Genomic DNA, 17,042 nt, shown 5'->3' with positions numbered 1-17,042 from the left:
TCAGGCGTGCTCCTCGTCAGGCGAGATGGTGGCACCGGCCGGGTTTCCGGTGCTCTTCTCCATGTCGATCGCCTGCTGCAGAAGCACCACGGCGGCGACCTGATCCACAATGCTACGAGACTTCTTCTGAGATCTCCCGGAACTGCGCAATGCCGCGTGGGCGGTCACGGTGCTCAGCCGTTCGTCCACGAGCCGCACCGGGAGCCCACTGCGCACCTGGAGCGCGGCCGCGAACTCGCGGGCATCCGTCGTCGAGGGGGTGTCCGTTCCCTGCATGTTCACTGGCAATCCGACGACGAACTCCAACAGGTCGTACTCCTGTGCGATCTGGACGATGCGGTCGATCGAGGCGTCATCCCGCGGCACGGTCTCCACCGGCACCGCGAGCATCCCGTCGGGATCGGAGCGCGCGACACCGACCCTCGCTCTTCCCACGTCGATGCCGAGACGCACTCCGCGACGGAACCCGCTCACGCGCTGTGCAGCTCCTGGGAGATGGCGTCGAGCGCCGCGGGGAGTGCGGCGACATCCGCTCCACCGCCCTGTGCGACGTCGTCTCGTCCGCCGCCGCCGCCGCCGAGCACGCCGGCTGCGCGCTTCGCCAGCGCACCGGCCTTCGCGCCGGCCGACCGCGCCGCCTCGTTGGTGGCGACGACCACGACCGGGCGTCCGTTGACCACGGCGCCCAGTGCCACGACAGCCGCCTCAGAACCGAGCCGATCACGGACACCGTTGACGAGATCGCGCACGTCATCCGCAGAAGCCACGTCACCGAGGTTCTGCGCAGCCAGACGGAACTCTCCGACGCGCGTCGCAGCCTCGACGATCGACGGGACCTGACCCGCCCGCTCCTTCGCCTCGAACTGCGCGATGCGCTTCTCCGCCGCCTTGAGGCTCGCGGTCAGATCGGCGATACGCTCGGGCAGCTGCTCGCGAGGAGTCTTCAACGAACTGGTGAGCTGCGACACGATGGCACGCTCAGCGGCGAGCTCGCGGAAGGCATCGGCGCCGACGAGCGCCTCGATACGGCGGTTCGATGCCCCGACCGACGACTCGCCGACCAGGCTCACCAGTCCGATCTCGGCACTCGTGCTCACGTGCGTACCCGCGCACAGCTCGCGGGACCACGGGCCGCCGATGTCGACCATGCGCACCACGTCGCCGTACTTCTCGCCGAACAGGGCCATGGCCCCGGCTTCCTTGGCCTCGTCGAGCGAGACGATGCGCGTGGTCACTTCGAGCGAGTCCTGCACCGCGCGGTTCGTGATCTCCTCGATCTCGCTTCGGGTGTCTGCCGAGAGCGCCTGCGACCACGCGAAGTCGAAGCGCATGTAGCCGGCGCGGTTCAACGATCCTGCCTGCGTCGCCGTCGGACCGAGCGTGTCGCGGAGCGCGGCGTGCACGAGGTGCGTCGCCGAGTGCGCCTGGCGGGCGGCACGGCGGTTCGCGGCATCGACGACCGTGGTCGCGATGTCGTCGACGGCGACGCTTCCGCGCGTGACCTCGACGGTGTGGCTGATCAGACCGGGAACCGGCTTCTGCACATCCAGCACTTCGAGGACGTAGCCCGGGCCAACGATCGTGCCCTTGTCAGCGACCTGGCCGCCGGACTCTGCATACAGCGTCGTCTCGGCCAGCACGACCTCGGCGATCTGACCCTCGGCGGCGCTGCGCACCGGAACGCCGTCGACGAGGAGTCCGAGCACACGCGACTCGACCTCGAGCGCCGTGTACCCGTCGAATCCGGTCTCGCCCAGGGCGCGCAGTTCACGGTAGACCGACACATCGGCGAGCTGCCGCTTGCGGTTGCGGGCGTCGTCCTTGGCGCGCTGACGCTGCTCCTGCATGAGATCGTCGAAGGCGGCACGGTCGACGTCCAGCCCCGCCTCCTCGGCGACCTCGAGCGTGAGGTCGATGGGGAAACCGTAGGTGTCGTGCAGAAGGAACGCCTCCGGCCCGCTCAGCGTCTTCCCGCCGCCCTTCCTGGTCTCGTCGAGCGCGAGGTCGAGGATCGTGGAGCCGGCGACGAGGGTGCGACGGAACGTCTCCTCCTCGGCGAACGCCGACGCCGAGAGCACCGGCCAGTCCTTCTCGAGCTCAGGGTAGGTGGTCTTCATCACGTCGCGCGACGCGGCGAAGAGCTCGGGGAAGACCGGCTCGTCGACGCCGAGCAGCCGCATCGAACGGACCGTGCGCCGCATCAGACGGCGGAGGATGTATCCGCGCCCCTCGTTGGAGGGGCGGACTCCGTCGGAGAGGAGCATGAGCGAGGACCGGACGTGGTCGGCGACGACGCGGAACCGCACGTCGTCCTCATGCTGCACGCCATAGGGCCGTCCGGAGAGTTCGACGGCACGATCGAGCACGGGCCGCACCTGGTCGGACTCGTACATGTTGTCGACGCCCTGCTTGAGGAAGGCGACGCGCTCGAGGCCCATCCCGGTGTCGATGTTCTTCATCGGGAGCTCACCGACGATGTCGAACTCGGTCTTGCCTCGGATGTTCTCGATGAAGTCCTGCATGAACACGAGGTTCCAGATCTCCAGGAACCGCGAGTCGTCGACGGCGGGGCCGCCGTCCTTGCCGTAAGCGGGGCCACGATCGAAGAAGATCTCCGAGTCGGGGCCACCCGGGCCCGGCTGACCGGTGTTCCAGTAGTTGTCCGCGCGGCCGAGACGCTGGATGCGCTTGGGCTTGAGCCCGATGATGTCGCGCCAGATCGCTTCGGCCTCGTCATCGGTCTCGTAGACCGTGACCCAGAGGTCCTTCTCGTCGAAGCCGAGACCGCCGTCGGACTCCGCGCTGGTCAGCAGCTCCCAGGCGTAACGGATCGCGCCTTCCTTGAAGTAGTCGCCGAAGGACCAGTTGCCGAGCATCTGGAAGAACGTGCCGTGACGGGCGGTGCGGCCCACCTCTTCGATGTCGTTGGTGCGGATGCACTTCTGCACGTCCGCGATGCGCGGGTGCGGAGCGGGCACGACCCCGGTGAGGTACGGGATCATCGGCACCATTCCGGCGACGGTGAACAGCAGGGAAGGATCGTCGCTGACCAGAGAGGCGGAGGGGACGATGAGGTGGTCGTTCTTCTCGAAGAAGTCGAGGTAACGCTGCGCGATTTCCGCAGTTTTCATAGGGGTGCCAGGTGTCCTAGGTCGCGTGGAGGGATGGTCGCGTTGAGCGATGCTGCGCGAGGCGCGCAGGAGGTGTCAGTTCTGTTCGGGCTCTGCAAGCCGAGCGTCTTCGGCGCGGTAGGCGTCGCCGATCAGGGAGGTGAAGCCGTTGATGCGGGCATCGACCTCGGCGAGGATGTCACGACCCCGCGGGTCCTTGTTCATGAAATGGGCCGCGACGAAGCCGCCGATCACTCCGATCAGGAACCACTGCAACTTCTTCATGACGCCATCCTTGCCTCTGAGCCGCGAAGGCGCGGTGATCCCATCGTATGCAAAAACGACGAGAGGCGTCGGGTTTCCCCGACGCCTCTCGTGTATGCGGTGTATCAGCGAGCCGCGTAGTACTCGACGACGAGCTGCACTTCGCAGGTCACGGGGACCTCAGCGCGCTTCGGGCGACGGACCAGACGCGCCTGGAGCTTGTCGAGCTCGACCTCGAGGTAGCCGGGAACGGGGGGCAGGACCTCGGCGTGACCGCCGGCTGCTGCCACCTGGAAGGGCTCGGTGCCCTCGCTCTTGGGCTTGACGTGGATGAGCTGACCCGGCTTCACGCGGAACGACGGGCGGTCGACGAGCTGGCCGTCGACCAGGATGTGACGGTGCACGACGAGCTGGCGAGCCTGTGCGGTGGTGCGGGCGAAGCCCGAACGCACGACGAGGGCGTCGAGACGCATCTCGAGAAGCTCGACCAGGTTCTCACCGGTCAGGCCGTCCTGACGACGAGCCTCGTTGAACGTGTTGCGCATCTGCTTCTCGCGGATGCCGTACTGCTCACGCAGGCGCTGCTTCTCACGCAGACGGACGGCGTAGTCGCTGTCTGCCTTGCGCTTGGTGCGGCCGTGCTCACCCGGAGCGTACGGGCGCTTCTCGAGGTAGCGGGCGGCCTTCGGGGTGAGTGCGACGCCGAGGGCGCGGCTGAGACGCACCTTGCGGCGGTCCTGGGACTTCGTGGTCACGAAGCGTTCCTTCCGATGACGCGGTCGCGGCTTTCGCGACTCGCGGACGTATCGTCCGCGTTCTGCCTTGGAGCGCACGCCGGGGCGCCAGCAAGGTGTGGTGTGAACGAGGAGATGCCCGAAAACTCGGTTTCGAGCCGCTCAAGTCTAACAGATCGTGTCTCTCGACCGGATCTGCGGGTCAGCGATCGCCGAGGATGCGACGGATGCGCTCGAGCCGGGAGCCGATGTCACGCTCCGCACCGAGGTTCTTCGGCTGGTAATAGCGTCGGCCGTCCAGCTCATCCGGCAGGTACTGCTGGGGCACGATCCCGAACTCGCTGTCATGGGAGTAGACGTACCCGCGGCCGTGCCCGAGTCGCTTCGCGCCCGGATAGTGAGCGTCGCGCAGATGAAGCGGCACCCTGCCGAAACCTCCCGCACGGATGTCGGCGATCGCGGCGTCGATGCCCACATAGGCGGCGTTCGACTTGGCTGTGGTCGCCAGGTACACGGTCGCCTCCGCGAGCGGGATGCGCCCCTCCGGCATACCGATGAACGCCACGGCATCGGCAGCGGCGACGGCGATGACCATTGCCTGCGGGTCGGCGAGGCCCACGTCCTCCGACGCGGAGATGACGAGGCGCCTGGCGATGAACCGCGGATCCTCCCCCGCCTCGATCATGCGGGCCAAGTAGTGCAGCGCCGCATCGGGGTCGGATCCCCTGATCGACTTGATGAACGCACTGATGACGTCGTAGTGCTCATCACCCTGACGGTCGTACCGCAGCAGCGCCTTGTCGACCGCCTGGGCGATGTCATCGGCAGAGACCTCGGGCGGCCCCGCACTCTCGTCCTCCTCGCCACCAGCGCCGTCACCGGGCTCTCCTGTCGTGGCGTGCGACAGGGCCACGGCCGCACCGGCCTCCAACCCCGTGAGGGCGCGCCGAGCATCCCCCGATGCGAGTCTCAGGAGGGCGGATCGAGCTTCGTCGCTGAGCGTGACGGCTCCGTTGAGTCCCCTGGCATCGGTCACCGCACGGTCGACGAGCACGCCGATGTCCTCGTCGGTCAGTGGCTGCAGGGTCAGCAGCAGAGAGCGCGAGAGCAATGGTGAGATCACGGAGAAGGACGGATTCTCCGTGGTCGCGGCGATGAGGATCACCCACCCGTTCTCGACCCCGGGGAGCAGAGCGTCCTGCTGCGCCTTCGTGAAGCGATGGATCTCGTCGAGGAAGAGGATGGTGGTCTGACCGTAGAGATCGCGTTGGTTCACCGCCTCCTGCATGACTTCGCGCACGTCCTTGACGCCGGCGGTGATGGCGGACAACTCGACGAAGCGTCGCCCCGACGAACGCGCGATGGCCTGTGCCAGCGTGGTCTTGCCGGTGCCCGGCGGCCCCCACAGGATGATCGATACGGCTCCCGGCGCTGCCGCCTTCGGATCAGCGAGGGCGACGATCGGCGAACCGGCCCGGAGCAGGTGACGCTGCCCGGCGACCTCGGCGAGGGAGGTCGGGCGCATGCGCACGGCGAGGGGCGTCTGCCCGGAGAGCAGCGGCGCGGAAGGGGTCACCCGCCAAGGCTACTCGGGGCGAGCGACATCGCCGTCTCAGGAAGTCGCCGTCACTGGAAGAGGTCGACGAACTCGAGCTGCCTCGCCTGCCCGGTCGTGCCGAGGGAGATCTGGGTGCCCGGCGCCGAGGAGACCACGCGCGGTTGCCACCCGATGCTCGACACGTGTCCTCGTCCGGACACCGTGTTGCCCGGACTCCACACCCGGAGAGCCTCCATTCGAAGCCCTCGACCGGTCGTCCCCGCCGCCACCTCGGTACCGGCACCCTGCGTGCAGACGGGTGTCATCCACCCGATGTTCTGCACATGGGCCTGAAGGCAGATGACCTTGCCGGTCTGCTGCCGCACCGCGACGGCTTCGAGACCCAGCCCCTGCCCCGTGGTGCCGCCTCCGGCGATCCATCCCCGCTGAGCGACGTGGCTGCGCACAGAGGCGTCCTGCCGCGAGACCGTCGGAGTGGGCGTCGATAGCGGATACTTGGCGAACACCTGCGTGGCGTAGCCGTTGACGAGACCGATGCCGATCGTCGTGTAGTCGCCGAGGATGTTCGCACGGTGCCCCGGCGAGTTCATCCATGCTGCGACGACGGTCGCCGACGAATAGCCGGATGCGACGTTCTCGGCTGCCCTGCTCCAACCCCCGGGGATCTGGCTCGAGTACTGCGGGTTGTGGTACATCCGGCCTTCGCGGGACTGGGTCGCCGACCAGTTCTGCGCGACCGTCGTCACATCCCCGTCCAGCACCAGCGGCGCCAGTCCGTTGGCGGCTCGCGCGGCGTTCGTGTCCGCGAGGATCCGTGCGACATCCGCGTTCGGTGGTGGGATCTCCGCCGCGCTCACCGGCGGCACGACGCCGAGTACGGCAGTCGCGCTGACGACGAGGGCCGCGACCAGGTTTCGGGTCCACCGCATGAGCGTTCTCCTTTTCGTACTGAGGCGATCAATAGCCTAAAAGTAGTCGGTCCATCACGGAATGACGAGCGTTCGCCGTTGAACCGTGCCGAACGGCCGAACGCAGCGCATCGGTGCGACGGGCCGACGACGCTAGGCTCTGAGACGAGGTCGCACAGCGACACAGTGAGGGGAAACAGGGCAGATGGCAGCACGCGGGTCCAAGAATGCACAGCAGCGCACGCAAGCGGAACGCGCCCGCATCCATGCGGCCCGCAACGCCGTGCATGAAGGACTGATCCGGCGCCGCACCCGAGACAACGCGATCGGAATCATCGTCGGCGTCGTGATCGTGTCGGCGGCGATCGCGAGCCAGGTCGTGCACGCGCAGGTCACTGCCCCCGAACCCACGCCCACACCCACGGTCGCTCCGACCGGGACACCTGCCCCCAGCGAGACACCGGCTCCCACCGAGGAGCCCGTTCCCAGCGAGGAACCGGCGCCCACCGAGTAGTCTGCACACGCTCTCCTGACGAGCGCCCTCATCGGGGCTCGGCCACCGCCAGGCGATAGCCCCGCTTGACGACCGTCTGGATGAGATCGCCACGCCCCAGGGAGTCGCGCAATCGCCCGACGGCGACTTCGACCGCTCGATCGCTGCGATGGCCGCCGGGAAGCACCTGGCCGAGCTCCGCGCGCGAGAGCACGCGGCCGCGGGCGAGGAACAGCGCTTCGATCAGTGCCACCGCTCCACTCGACAGGGGAACGAAGCCGTCGTCGAGAATGACGCCTCCGCTGCGAACCTCGAGGCGTCCAGCCACCGTGAGAGCGGATCCTGCCCCGCTCCGATAGTGCGCAAGGACGCTCTCCGCCAGCCCGGCCTGCGTCGACGGCTCGATGTGTCGAGCACGCAGCCCGATCGCCCGCAGTCGGGTGGCCTCCCGTTCCTCGACGGCGATGAGGAGCAGCCTTTCCGCCTCCGTCCGCCGCCGGTTGGCGTCGAGGGCGCCGGAACTCTCCGCCGCGTCGACCCATGCCGCCGTCGACGCCGTGAACAGCACGGCGTCAGCGCCGCCGGCACCTGCGCGGTGGACGGCGCGACACAGCGCGACCGGAGCCGGCGTCGTCACTCGAGGCGTGACGACACGCAGCAACTCCGCCCCCGCTCGTTCCAGGACGCGACGCCAGCCGTCGTCGTTCGACCCGCCCCTCCCGGCGGAGGGACCTCCGGCGGATCGCGCCTCGTCCGACACGATGATCCTGCATCCTGCGAGCACCGGGCGTGCCCCCGAACGCCCGGTCGTCATGCGGGGTTCTCCGCGCGCAGCGGCGAGGCGCGGTGCCGACCCATCGAGTGACCTCGATCGGCCCAGCCTGCGTCCATCGCTCTGACAGCGTTCCGTGCAGCATCGCTTGACGGCCTCGGATGCGGTGACACAGACTCGCCGCTGGGGAGCGACTGCTCCTGGGCATCGCCCGAGCCCGTGCGCAGCGGGGACTCTTCGCACAGGATCCCGACCGCGGCCAGCCGTTCCCACAACGCCGAACGCTGCCCCCGACGGACTCCCCGCAGCTCGATCCGCGAGTCGACGACCTGCAGCGACAGGCCGAGGTCCAGCGCGATGCAGCCGATGTCGACGAGCTGCTGCGGGCCGAACTCCCCTCCCCCCGCTGCGGAGAGGCTCACGCGACTGCCGGCAGACGCCGACCCGACCACACGACGTGCCCGCTCGCTGGAGGCGTCTTCCCCTTTCTGCGGCAACCGCTCGTCAGCCAGCTCCAAGAGCGCACGAGCCACAGCCAGACTGCAGCGCGCACAGTCGGGCTCCCTTCCAAGACGCACCCCGAACTCGGTGAATGTGGTCAATCCTTCTGTGCGGATCACTTCCCGGAGTTCGCGCGACGACATCCCGATGTGGACGCAGGCCGGGATCGTCCCACCCTCGTCCGGAGCCGTACGCCCCAGTTCCTCGGCGACCTCGCCCCGTAGCCGTTCGCCGACGGCCCGCCGAAAGGCGACATGTCCGCTCGTATCGCCCACGAGGATGCCCCCGAGGAGAGTCTGCGCATCGTCGCTCAGGACCAGCTTGCGGTAGACACCGCCGCGACGGGAGAGCGTGACGACGTCGACCGCACCCGGAGAAGCCGCCCACGGCTCGCCGAAGCTCACGATGTCGACCCCGGCGATGGTGCGGTGGAGATAGGCTTCATGCCCCGTGAACCGCGTCGCTCCCCCGCACGCCCGCTCCGCTGCGACCTCCGCCGTGGAGTGCGCGCCCGCGGCGGAATCGACGGCACGGTCGTCGAAGCGGGCCGCTTCGCCGATCGCGACGATGTGTGGATCCGAAGTGACGCACCGATCGTCGATGATGACCCCGCCCTGCGCGTGCACACCGAGCCCCGCGTTGCGGGCGAGTTCGTCACGCGGACGCACGCCGACCGTGAACAGCACGACATCCGCCCGTTGGAAGGTCCCGTCCTGGAACTCGAGAGCGGTGACCGCACCCGAGTCGTCCGCGTCGAGCCGCGTCGTCCTCGTACGCGTGCGCACCGCGATGCCTCGATCTGCGAGAGCGGACTGCAGCACGCCGGCACCCACCTCATCCAACCGGTCGGGCAGCAGGCGATCCGCATACTGCACGATCGTGGTTGCGACCCCCGCCGCCTCCAGAGCGACCGCCGCTTCGAGCCCGCGTCGCCCTCCCCCGATCACGACGCCGCGCAGCGGGCGCCCCAGGACGGCAGATCGCGCCTCGACGAAGGTCCGGATCGCTTCCGCGTCCTCGATCGAGTGCAGCACGAAGCACCCGGGAAGCCGAGCTCCCGATACGGCAACCTGCGAAGCGAACGAACCGGTGGCGAGCACCAGCGTGTCGTAGGAGTATGTGCGCCGGGAGCGCGTTCGCACGGTGCGGGCCGTGCGATCGATGCGCAGCACGCGGTCATCACGCACCAGCCGGACGCGGTCGTCACGGAAGACGGAGCGGTCCAGTTGGAGCTCTGCGGGATCGTCGCCGGAGAGGAGCCCCGCCACCTCGGACCTGTCGTACGGACCGTACCCCTCGTCTCCGATGACGGTGACCCGCGCGGCCGTTCCCGGGTCGCGGAGCAGCCGCTCGACGAATCGATGCGCCGCCATCCCCGCTCCGACGACGACGATCTCGCCCGGTGGGGATGTGGTGTCCTTCATACTGCTCCTGTCGACCGGATGACTGTCGTCCTGGCGACCCTAAGAGGGTCGTGTTTCCCGGAGATGACGAGCTGTGTGTCCTCCGTCGAAAGATCTCATCACAGAACGGTAACGATCCCGCGTGACGCCCGGGCCTCACCCGCGGCGCTTCGGCGTACTAGGCTGAGCCTCGTCCTTTCCGCCTCCCGCGGCCCGACCGCGCAAGGAGAATCACGTGTCTGCCAACGAGCCCACGAAGCCGACTCCCCCAATCCCCGGACCCCCCTCCGTGCCGATGCCCCGCAAGGCACCGACGCCGGCCGCCGTCGCGCCTGCCGCACCGGTGCCCGCCGCATCGTCGACGTCGGCGGAATGGGGGCGCGTCACCGAGGACGGAACCGTCGAGGTCAAGGAAGGCGACGCCTGGCGCGTCGTCGGACAGTACCCGGACGGTACGCCCGATGAGGCCCTCGCCTACTTCGTCCGCAAGTTCGACGACATCGCCTTCAAGGTGCATGCACTCGAACAGCGCCATCAGGCCGGCGGCGCATCCGCGAGCGACCTCGCCAAGCAGGCGAAGCACCTGATCGACGAAGCCACCGATGCCGCGGCGGTCGGTGACCTTGCCGGTCTTCGCGATCGACTCAACGCTCTGACCTCGTCTCTCTCGGAGGCGACGGAACAGGAGGCGAAGCAGGCGAAGGAACTCGTCGACAAGGCGATCGCCGAGCGAACCGAACTCGTCGAGCGCGCCGAGGCGATCGCCGCACGTGACCTCAGCAAGGTGCAGTGGAAGCAGGTCACGGCTGAGCTCGGAGAGCTGTTCGACGCCTGGCAGGCGCAGCAGCAGAACGGGCCGCGCCTGTCGAAGGGAATCTCCCAGCAGCTCTGGAAGCGTTTCCGGGACGCGCGGGCCGTCGTGGACAAGCAGCGCCGCGCCTTCTACTCCGAGCTCGACGACGCTCACAAGGTCGCCCGCGACGCGAAGACCCGTCTCGTGGAGCGTGCGGAAGCCCTCGCCCCCCGCGGTACCGACGGCATCCCCGCCTACCGCAACCTCCTCGACGAGTGGAAGGCGTCCGGCCGCGCCGGACGAAAGGCCGATGACGCGCTGTGGGCGCGCTTCAAGGCCGCGGGCGACGCCCTCTATGCCGCCCGTGCCGAGCAGGCTGCCGCTGAAGAAGCGGATTCCGCTCCGAAGATAGAGGCACGCGAAGCACTCCTCGAAGAGGCGAAGGGTGTCGCAGACGAGCCCAACATCAAGCGAGCTCGCGCGCTCCTGACCCGCATCCAGCGGCAGTGGGACGAGATCGGACGCATCTTCCCCCGGGACAAGGAGCGGGCGCTCGACGACAAGCTCCGCGCCATCGAACAGGGTCTCAAGGCCCGGGAAGATGTGGACTGGAAGAAGAACAACCCCGAGACCAAGGCGCGCGCGAACGACATGAGCTCCCAACTGCTGGAAGCCATCGAGAAGCTCGAGGCCGAGGTCGCCGCGGCGGAGAAGGCCGGCGACACGAAGGCTGCCAAGGCCGCAGCGGATGCTCTGGAAGCACGCCGAGCCTGGCTGAGCGCACTCGGAAGCTGACCCGTTCTCCACAGGTCCCGCACGACGACGGACGAGGCGGGGTGCACTGCGTCAGACTGACGTGATGCACCCCGCCCTTCTGTACCTGCCCGGCGTTCGGCTGAGTGAGGCGGAGCTCAGCGCGGCACGGATCGACGGGCATGTGGTCGAGGTCGGGGACGCCTATGTCCCGGCGGACCTGATCGAGGGATCGGATGTCAGGGCGAGCGCTGTCGCATCGCTGGTTCGCGCAGGAACCGCGGCGTCAGGGCCGACGGCTGCGTGGATCCATGGCGCCGGCGATGGTCCACCGGGCGTGCATCATGTGCGACGGTGCGTCGAACGACGGATCCGTGCGACGACGAACTCACGACTCGTCTTCCACGACACCGTCGTCGCCTCTTCCGAACTGGAGTCGATCGGCGGAATCCTCGTCACAACGCCGGTGCGGACCATGCTCGATCTCGCCACGACCGTGCACCGCGATCCGCGCGTGCTGACCTGGATGGACAGACTCGCGCTCGTGTCGCCCGACGTGCCGGAGGAGGCGTCCGCCATGCTGCGCCGCATGTCGCGCGTTCCTGGAAGCCGCGCGGGACGGGCCGTGCTGGACAGGCTCGCGGTCAGGAAGAGGTGACGCGATAGACGTCGTACACGGCGTCGATCCTGCGTACCGCGTTGAGCACGCGATCGAGGTGCACGGCATCACCCATCTCGAAGACGAATCGGCTCAGAGCGAGTCGCTCGTCCGTCGTCGTGACCGTCGCCGAGAGGATGTTGACATGGTGCTCGCTCAACACGCGGGTGACATCGGAGAGAAGCCCCGAACGGTCGAGCGCCTCGACCTGGATCTGCACCCTGAAGACGCTCTTGGTGGTGGGAGCCCAGGAGACCTCGACGAATCGGTCCTGTTCGGCACCCAGCGCCTTCACGTTCACGCAGTCCGCACGGTGGACCGAGACGCCGCTGCCACGGGTCACGAACCCGACGATCTGGTCGCCCGGAACCGGGGTGCAGCATTTCGCGAGCTTGACGAGGATGTCATTGGCGCCGCGCACCAGCACGCCGGAGTCACCCGACCGCGGCTCACGCGTCTGCACGCTGCCGGGAAGGTCGATGGCCCCCGTCGCGGGGTCGTTCGCCGCGACGAGTGCGGTGACCTTCTCCAGCACGGATTGGGTCGAGACGTGCCCCTCGCCGACCGCCGCATAGAGCGCGGAGACGTCCTCGTAGTGCATGCCCCGTGCCACTTCCGTGAAGGAGTCATGGCTCATGAGTCGCTGCAGCGGCAGGTTCTGTCGACGCATCGCCCTCGCGATGGCCTCCTTGCCCTGCTCGATCGCCTCCTCGCGGCGCTCCTTCGTGAACCACCCGCGGATCTTGTTGCGGGCGCGCGTGCTCGCAACGAACCCGAGCCAGTCCTGGCTGGGTCCCGCGTCGGGGTTCTTCGAGGTGAACACCTCGACGACGTCACCGCTCTTGAGCTCGGACTCCAGAGGCACCAGGCGACCGTTGACCTTGGCGCCCATCGTGCGGTGGCCGATCTCGGTGTGCACGGCGTAGGCGAAGTCCACCGGGGTCGCGCCGGAGGGCAGCCCGATCACCCGGCCCTTCGGCGTGAAGACGTAGACCTCCTTCGCGCCGATCTCGAACCGGAGGGATTCCAGGAACTCTCCAGGGTCGGCGGTCTCGGCCTGCCAGTCGGAGATGTGCGCGAGCCAGGCCATGTCGGTGTCGGACGCGCGGACCTCGGTCTTGCCGCCGCCGTTCATCCGCTCCTTGTACATCCAGTGCGCAGCGACGCCGTACTCGGCCTGCTGGTGCATCTCATGGGTGCGGATCTGGATCTCGACCGTGCGGCCGGCGGGGCCGATCACCGTGGTGTGCAGTGACTGGTACAGGTTGAACTTGGGTGTGGCGATGTAGTCCTTGAAACGACCCGGCAGCGGAGTCCAGCGTGCGTGGATGGCTCCGAGCACCGCATAGCAGTCGCGCACGGAGGACACCAGCACCCGGATGCCGATCAGGTCGTAGATGTCGTCGAACTCACGGCCGCGGATGACCATCTTCTGGTACACCGAGTAGAGCTGCTTGGGGCGCCCGACGACCTTGCCACGGATGCGGAGATCCCGCAGGTCTTCGTCGATCTCCTCGACGACCTGGTTCAGGTACTTCTCGCGCTGCGGGGTGCGCTGCGCGATGAGGCTGTGGATCTCGTTGTAGATCTTCGGGTGCAGCACCGCGAAGGAGAGATCCTCGAGCTCCGACTTGATCGCCTGGATTCCGAGCCGATTCGCCAACGGAGCGTAGATCTCCAGGGTCTCCTTGGCCTTCTTCGCCGCCTTCTCCGGCGGAACGAAACCCCAGGTGCGCGCGTTGTGGAGGCGGTCGGCGAGCTTGATCAGCAGCACTCGGATGTCCTTGGACATCGCGACGATCATCTTGCGGACGGTCTCGGCCTGCGCGCTCTCGCCGTACTTCACCTTGTCGAGCTTGGTGACGCCGTCGACGAGCATCGCGACCTCGTCGCCGAACTCGGCGGTGAGATCGGTCAGCGCGTACCCGGTGTCCTCGACGGTGTCGTGCAGCAGCGCTGCGGCGATCGCCCGCGGCCCGAGACCGAGTTCGGCGAGGATCTGGGCGACCGCGAGCGGGTGGGTGATGTACGGCTCACCGCTCTGGCGCTTCTGCCCCTCGTGCTTCTCCTTGGCGACCGCGTAGGCCCTCTCGATCACCGAGAAGTCGCCCTTGGGGTGGTTCGCCCGGACTGTGCGGATCAGATTGTCGAGGTCATTGATCCTCGACGCGCGGGAGAAGATGCGGGGAACCAGCCGTCGCAGACTCGAGCCCTGCGATGACGTCTGCGGTTCCGCCATCTACTCACCTCCTGATCGATCAATCCTACGCGTGCTGTGCGGAACCGGCCCCGCTGAGGAACCGATCAGACCTCGACGGCCGCCCTGCTGCGAGCTTCTCGGATGCGGGCATCCCGTGCCTTCAGCTGCGGCTCGTTCTCGCGGAACAGCGAGTAGAGCGGAGCAGCCACGAAGAGCGTCGAGTAGGTGGCCACGAGAATGCCGACGAAGATCGAGAGCGAGATGTCGGTGAGCGACTCCGCGCCCAGCCAGAACGCGCCGATGAAGAGCACCGCGCCGACCGGCAGAGCAGCGACGACGGACGTGTTGATGGAGCGCACGAGCGTCTGGTTCACCGCGAGGTTGACCGACTCGCCGAACAAGCGGGCGGACTTCTCCCCGTCTTCGGTCGTGTTCTCGCGGATCTTGTCGAACACGACCGTGGTGTCGTACAGCGAGTACGCGAGGATCGTGAGGAAGCCGATCACGGCCGCCGGCGAGATCTCGAAGCCGGCCAGCGCGTAGATGCCCACCGTGATCACGAGCACGTCGAGGAGACCGATGATGGCCGCAGCCGACATCTTCCAGGTGCGGAAGTAGATCGCCAGGATCAGGAAGGTCAGGGCGAGGAAGATCGCGAGACCCCACAGCGACTGCTTGGTGACGTTCTCACCCCACGCGGGTCCGATGAAGGAGGAAGTGACGTCGGACGGATCGACGCCGTATGCCTTCGCCAGTGCCTCGCCGACCTGCTGGGTCTCGGCAGCGCTCATCTGGTCGGTCTGGACGCGGACGTCCTTGCCGCTGACGACGACGACCTTGGTCGCAGCGCCGGGGACGACCGATTGCACGGCTGTGGTCGCCGTCTCCTGATCGAGGCTGTCCGGCGCCTGCACGGTGAACTGCGATCCACCCGTGAACTCGATCGAGAACTGGATAGGACGGATGAGCGGCACCAACGCCGAGCCGACGACCAGGATGATCGCGATGATGAACCACAGACGGCGCTTGCCGACGAACGGGAAGGAGGTCTTCCCGGAGTAGAGGTTGTTGCCGAACTCATTCATGGAAGGCATCAGGCGTCTCCCTCACTTCCGGCTTTGGTGGATCTCTCGCCCGTGAGGGCCTCGGCGCGCTTGCGTTCGGCGATCGTCTGTCTGCGGTCGGCCTCGCCGCGGGACCGCGCGTTCTTCGCGCCCCGCCCGACCGACGCCGTGGTGACCTCTCGGTACTGCGAGCGGCTGCGGTACACGGCCCCGAGAGCTTCGGGATCGAGTCCGGACAGCTTGTGGCCGCCGCCGAAGAAGCGGGTGCGCGCGAGAAGTTGCATCACCGGGTGCGTGAAGATCACGAAGATGAACACATCGATGAGCGTCGTGAGTCCGAGCGTGAAGGCGAAGCCCTTCACCGTGGCATCGGCCAGGATGTAGAGGACGACCGCCGCGAGGATGTTGATCGACTTGGAGATGTAGATCGTGCGCTTCGCACGACCCCAGCCGTCCTCGACCGCCGCGGTGATCGACTTCCCGTCACGGAGCTCGTCTCGTATTCGTTCGAAGTACACGATGAACGAGTCGGCGGTGAAGCCGATGGACACGATGAGACCGGCGACACCGGCGAGCGAGAGGCGGAACCCGATTCGCCACGCCAGGATGCAGATGATGATGTAGGTGAGCACCGCCATCACCGCGATCGACGCGATGATCACCGACCCGAGCGCTCGATAGACGATCAGCGAGTAGATCGCCACCAGCGCGAGCCCGATGAGGCCCGCGATGAGACCGATCTGCAGCTGCTGCGTACCCAGCGTCGCCGAGATCGTGTCGGAGCTCTGCACCGTGAAGCTCAGCGGAAGGGCGCCGAACTTGAGCTGATCGGCGAGAGTGGTCGCGGACTCCTGCGTGAAGCTTCCGGAGATGCTGGGGCGACCATCGAGGATCTGCCCGTTCATCCGCGGAGCGCTGATCACGTTGCCGTCCAGCACGAAGGCGAACTGATCCCGCGGCGTGAGCCCGTCGATGCGGTTCTGGTTCAGGCGGGTGCTGACCTTGCCGAACGCATCGGCCCCGTCGCCGTTCATCGTGAGCTGCACCAGCCAGGCACCCGACTTCGGGTCGCGACCGGCCGAGGCGTCGGTGATGGCGGTGCCGTCGAGCTCTGCCGGTCCGAGGATGTACTTGGCGCTCCCGTCCGCCGAGCAGGCGATGAGCGGCTGGTCCTTCGGCGCCTTGGAGGCGTCGTTCTCCGGGTTCGCGCAGTCGTATGCCTGGAACTCCGCGGCCAGCTTGTCGGTGACCCAGGAGAGGTCGCTCGCGTCGGTCGGCTCGGCCGTCGGCGTCGAGTTCAGACCCGGATCCGGGCTGGGATACGGCGTCGAGTTGCCGTCCTCGCCCACGAACTCGTTGGTCGCCGCCGTCGTGTAGAGCACGGGACGGAACTCCAGCTGAGCACTGGACTGGATCCGCTCCCGCGTCTGCGCGTCGGCCTCACCGGGGATCTGGACGACGATGTTCTGTCCGCCCTCGGTCGTGATGTCGGCCTCGGCGACGCCGGACGCATCGACACGCTGCCGGATGATCGCCGCGGCCTGGTCGAGCTGCTCGGACGACGGAGCCGCTCCGTCCTCGGTCTCCGCACTCAGCACGATCTGTGTGCCGCCCTGCAGATCGAGGGCGAGCTCAGGTGTCCACGAGCTCGCGGCCTCCCCGTTGCTGTCCTTGAAGACGTACACGCCCAGTGCGTTGATGCCGAAGAGCACGCCCGTCACGAGGAGCAGGCCGAGAAGGACCCGCCAGGCGTGACGGACGGGAGAGGATGAAGCCACGTGTGTTCAGCTTTCTGGAAGGACGGAGATCCGAGGGGCCGCGTCGGCCTCGG

At 67.7% G+C, this 17,042-nt stretch carries 14 protein-coding genes; 3 read left to right on the top strand and 11 right to left on the bottom strand.

Features of this window, described 5'->3' with window-relative positions; genetic code table 11:
• From ruvX to ABRP18_RS08525, 6 genes are all read right to left on the bottom strand, one after another.
• The gene (gene ruvX / locus ABRP18_RS08550) at nucleotides 1–474 is read right to left on the bottom strand and encodes a Holliday junction resolvase RuvX (protein ID WP_046747152.1); all 474 of its coding nucleotides are present in this window, start codon (nucleotides 472–474) and stop codon (nucleotides 1–3) included.
• Nucleotides 471–3,131: an alanine--tRNA ligase gene (gene alaS, locus ABRP18_RS08545; protein ID WP_349884492.1), complete on the bottom strand. Its 2,661-nt coding sequence runs from the start codon at nucleotides 3,129–3,131 to the stop codon at nucleotides 471–473. The genes ruvX and alaS overlap by 4 nt, the downstream gene beginning before the upstream one ends.
• A gap of 75 nt (nucleotides 3,132–3,206) precedes the next feature.
• Complete coding sequence (locus tag ABRP18_RS08540; protein WP_046747154.1) at nucleotides 3,207–3,395, bottom strand: hypothetical protein; 189 nt, start codon at nucleotides 3,393–3,395, stop codon at nucleotides 3,207–3,209.
• A gap of 104 nt (nucleotides 3,396–3,499) precedes the next feature.
• A complete protein-coding gene (rpsD, locus tag ABRP18_RS08535) occupies nucleotides 3,500–4,129 on the bottom strand; it encodes a 30S ribosomal protein S4 (RefSeq protein ID WP_052748643.1) in 630 nt (209 codons plus the stop codon).
• A 181-nt stretch (nucleotides 4,130–4,310) separates the two neighbouring features.
• Nucleotides 4,311–5,633 carry a replication-associated recombination protein A gene (locus tag ABRP18_RS08530; protein ID WP_058631218.1) on the bottom strand — a complete coding sequence of 441 codons (1,323 nt, stop codon included), beginning with the start codon at nucleotides 5,631–5,633 and terminating at the stop codon, nucleotides 4,311–4,313.
• A 101-nt stretch (nucleotides 5,634–5,734) separates the two neighbouring features.
• Nucleotides 5,735–6,595: a CAP domain-containing protein gene (locus ABRP18_RS08525; RefSeq protein ID WP_349884491.1), complete on the bottom strand. Its 861-nt coding sequence runs from the start codon at nucleotides 6,593–6,595 to the stop codon at nucleotides 5,735–5,737.
• A 184-nt stretch (nucleotides 6,596–6,779) separates the two neighbouring features.
• On the opposite strand from ABRP18_RS08525, the gene ABRP18_RS08520 reads away from it, so the two are divergent.
• Nucleotides 6,780–7,088 (top strand): hypothetical protein, encoded by a 309-nt coding sequence (locus tag ABRP18_RS08520; RefSeq protein ID WP_046747155.1) that lies wholly within the window; start codon nucleotides 6,780–6,782, stop codon nucleotides 7,086–7,088.
• Nucleotides 7,089–7,116: 28 nt separating this feature from the next.
• On the opposite strand, the gene ABRP18_RS08515 is transcribed toward ABRP18_RS08520, so the two are convergent.
• Complete coding sequence (locus tag ABRP18_RS08515) at nucleotides 7,117–7,881, bottom strand: winged helix-turn-helix domain-containing protein (RefSeq protein ID WP_058631211.1); 765 nt, start codon at nucleotides 7,879–7,881, stop codon at nucleotides 7,117–7,119.
• Nucleotides 7,878–9,764 (bottom strand): FAD-dependent oxidoreductase, encoded by a 1,887-nt coding sequence (locus ABRP18_RS08510; RefSeq protein ID WP_349884490.1) that lies wholly within the window; start codon nucleotides 9,762–9,764, stop codon nucleotides 7,878–7,880. Before ABRP18_RS08510 ends, ABRP18_RS08515 begins: the two co-directional genes overlap by 4 nt.
• Before the next feature lie 214 nt (nucleotides 9,765–9,978).
• Here ABRP18_RS08510 and ABRP18_RS08505 point away from each other — a divergent pair, with 214 nt between their 5' ends.
• Complete coding sequence (locus ABRP18_RS08505; RefSeq protein ID WP_197429286.1) at nucleotides 9,979–11,331, top strand: DUF349 domain-containing protein; 1,353 nt, start codon at nucleotides 9,979–9,981, stop codon at nucleotides 11,329–11,331.
• A gap of 64 nt (nucleotides 11,332–11,395) precedes the next feature.
• Nucleotides 11,396–11,947: a hypothetical protein gene (locus tag ABRP18_RS08500; protein WP_058633073.1), complete on the top strand. Its 552-nt coding sequence runs from the start codon at nucleotides 11,396–11,398 to the stop codon at nucleotides 11,945–11,947.
• On the opposite strand, the gene ABRP18_RS08495 is transcribed toward ABRP18_RS08500, so the two are convergent.
• From ABRP18_RS08495 to secD, 3 genes are all read right to left on the bottom strand, one after another.
• Nucleotides 11,934–14,186: a bifunctional (p)ppGpp synthetase/guanosine-3',5'-bis(diphosphate) 3'-pyrophosphohydrolase gene (locus tag ABRP18_RS08495; protein ID WP_046747156.1), complete on the bottom strand. Its 2,253-nt coding sequence runs from the start codon at nucleotides 14,184–14,186 to the stop codon at nucleotides 11,934–11,936. The genes ABRP18_RS08500 and ABRP18_RS08495 overlap by 14 nt on opposite strands.
• A 65-nt stretch (nucleotides 14,187–14,251) precedes the next feature.
• Nucleotides 14,252–15,241: a protein translocase subunit SecF gene (secF, locus tag ABRP18_RS08490; RefSeq protein ID WP_046747157.1), complete on the bottom strand. Its 990-nt coding sequence runs from the start codon at nucleotides 15,239–15,241 to the stop codon at nucleotides 14,252–14,254.
• A complete protein-coding gene (gene secD, locus ABRP18_RS08485) occupies nucleotides 15,241–16,989 on the bottom strand; it encodes a protein translocase subunit SecD (RefSeq protein ID WP_046747158.1) in 1,749 nt (582 codons plus the stop codon). The genes secF and secD overlap by 1 nt, the downstream gene beginning before the upstream one ends.
• Nucleotides 16,990–17,042: the final 53 nt, after the last annotated feature.

It is taken from the genome of Microbacterium sp. WHRI 7836 (assembly GCF_040223885.2).
GTDB lineage: Bacteria > Actinomycetota > Actinomycetes > Actinomycetales > Microbacteriaceae > Microbacterium > Microbacterium oxydans.
The sequence above is the reverse complement of the archived record's forward strand: the minus strand, read 5'-3'. Positions and strand labels throughout refer to the sequence as shown.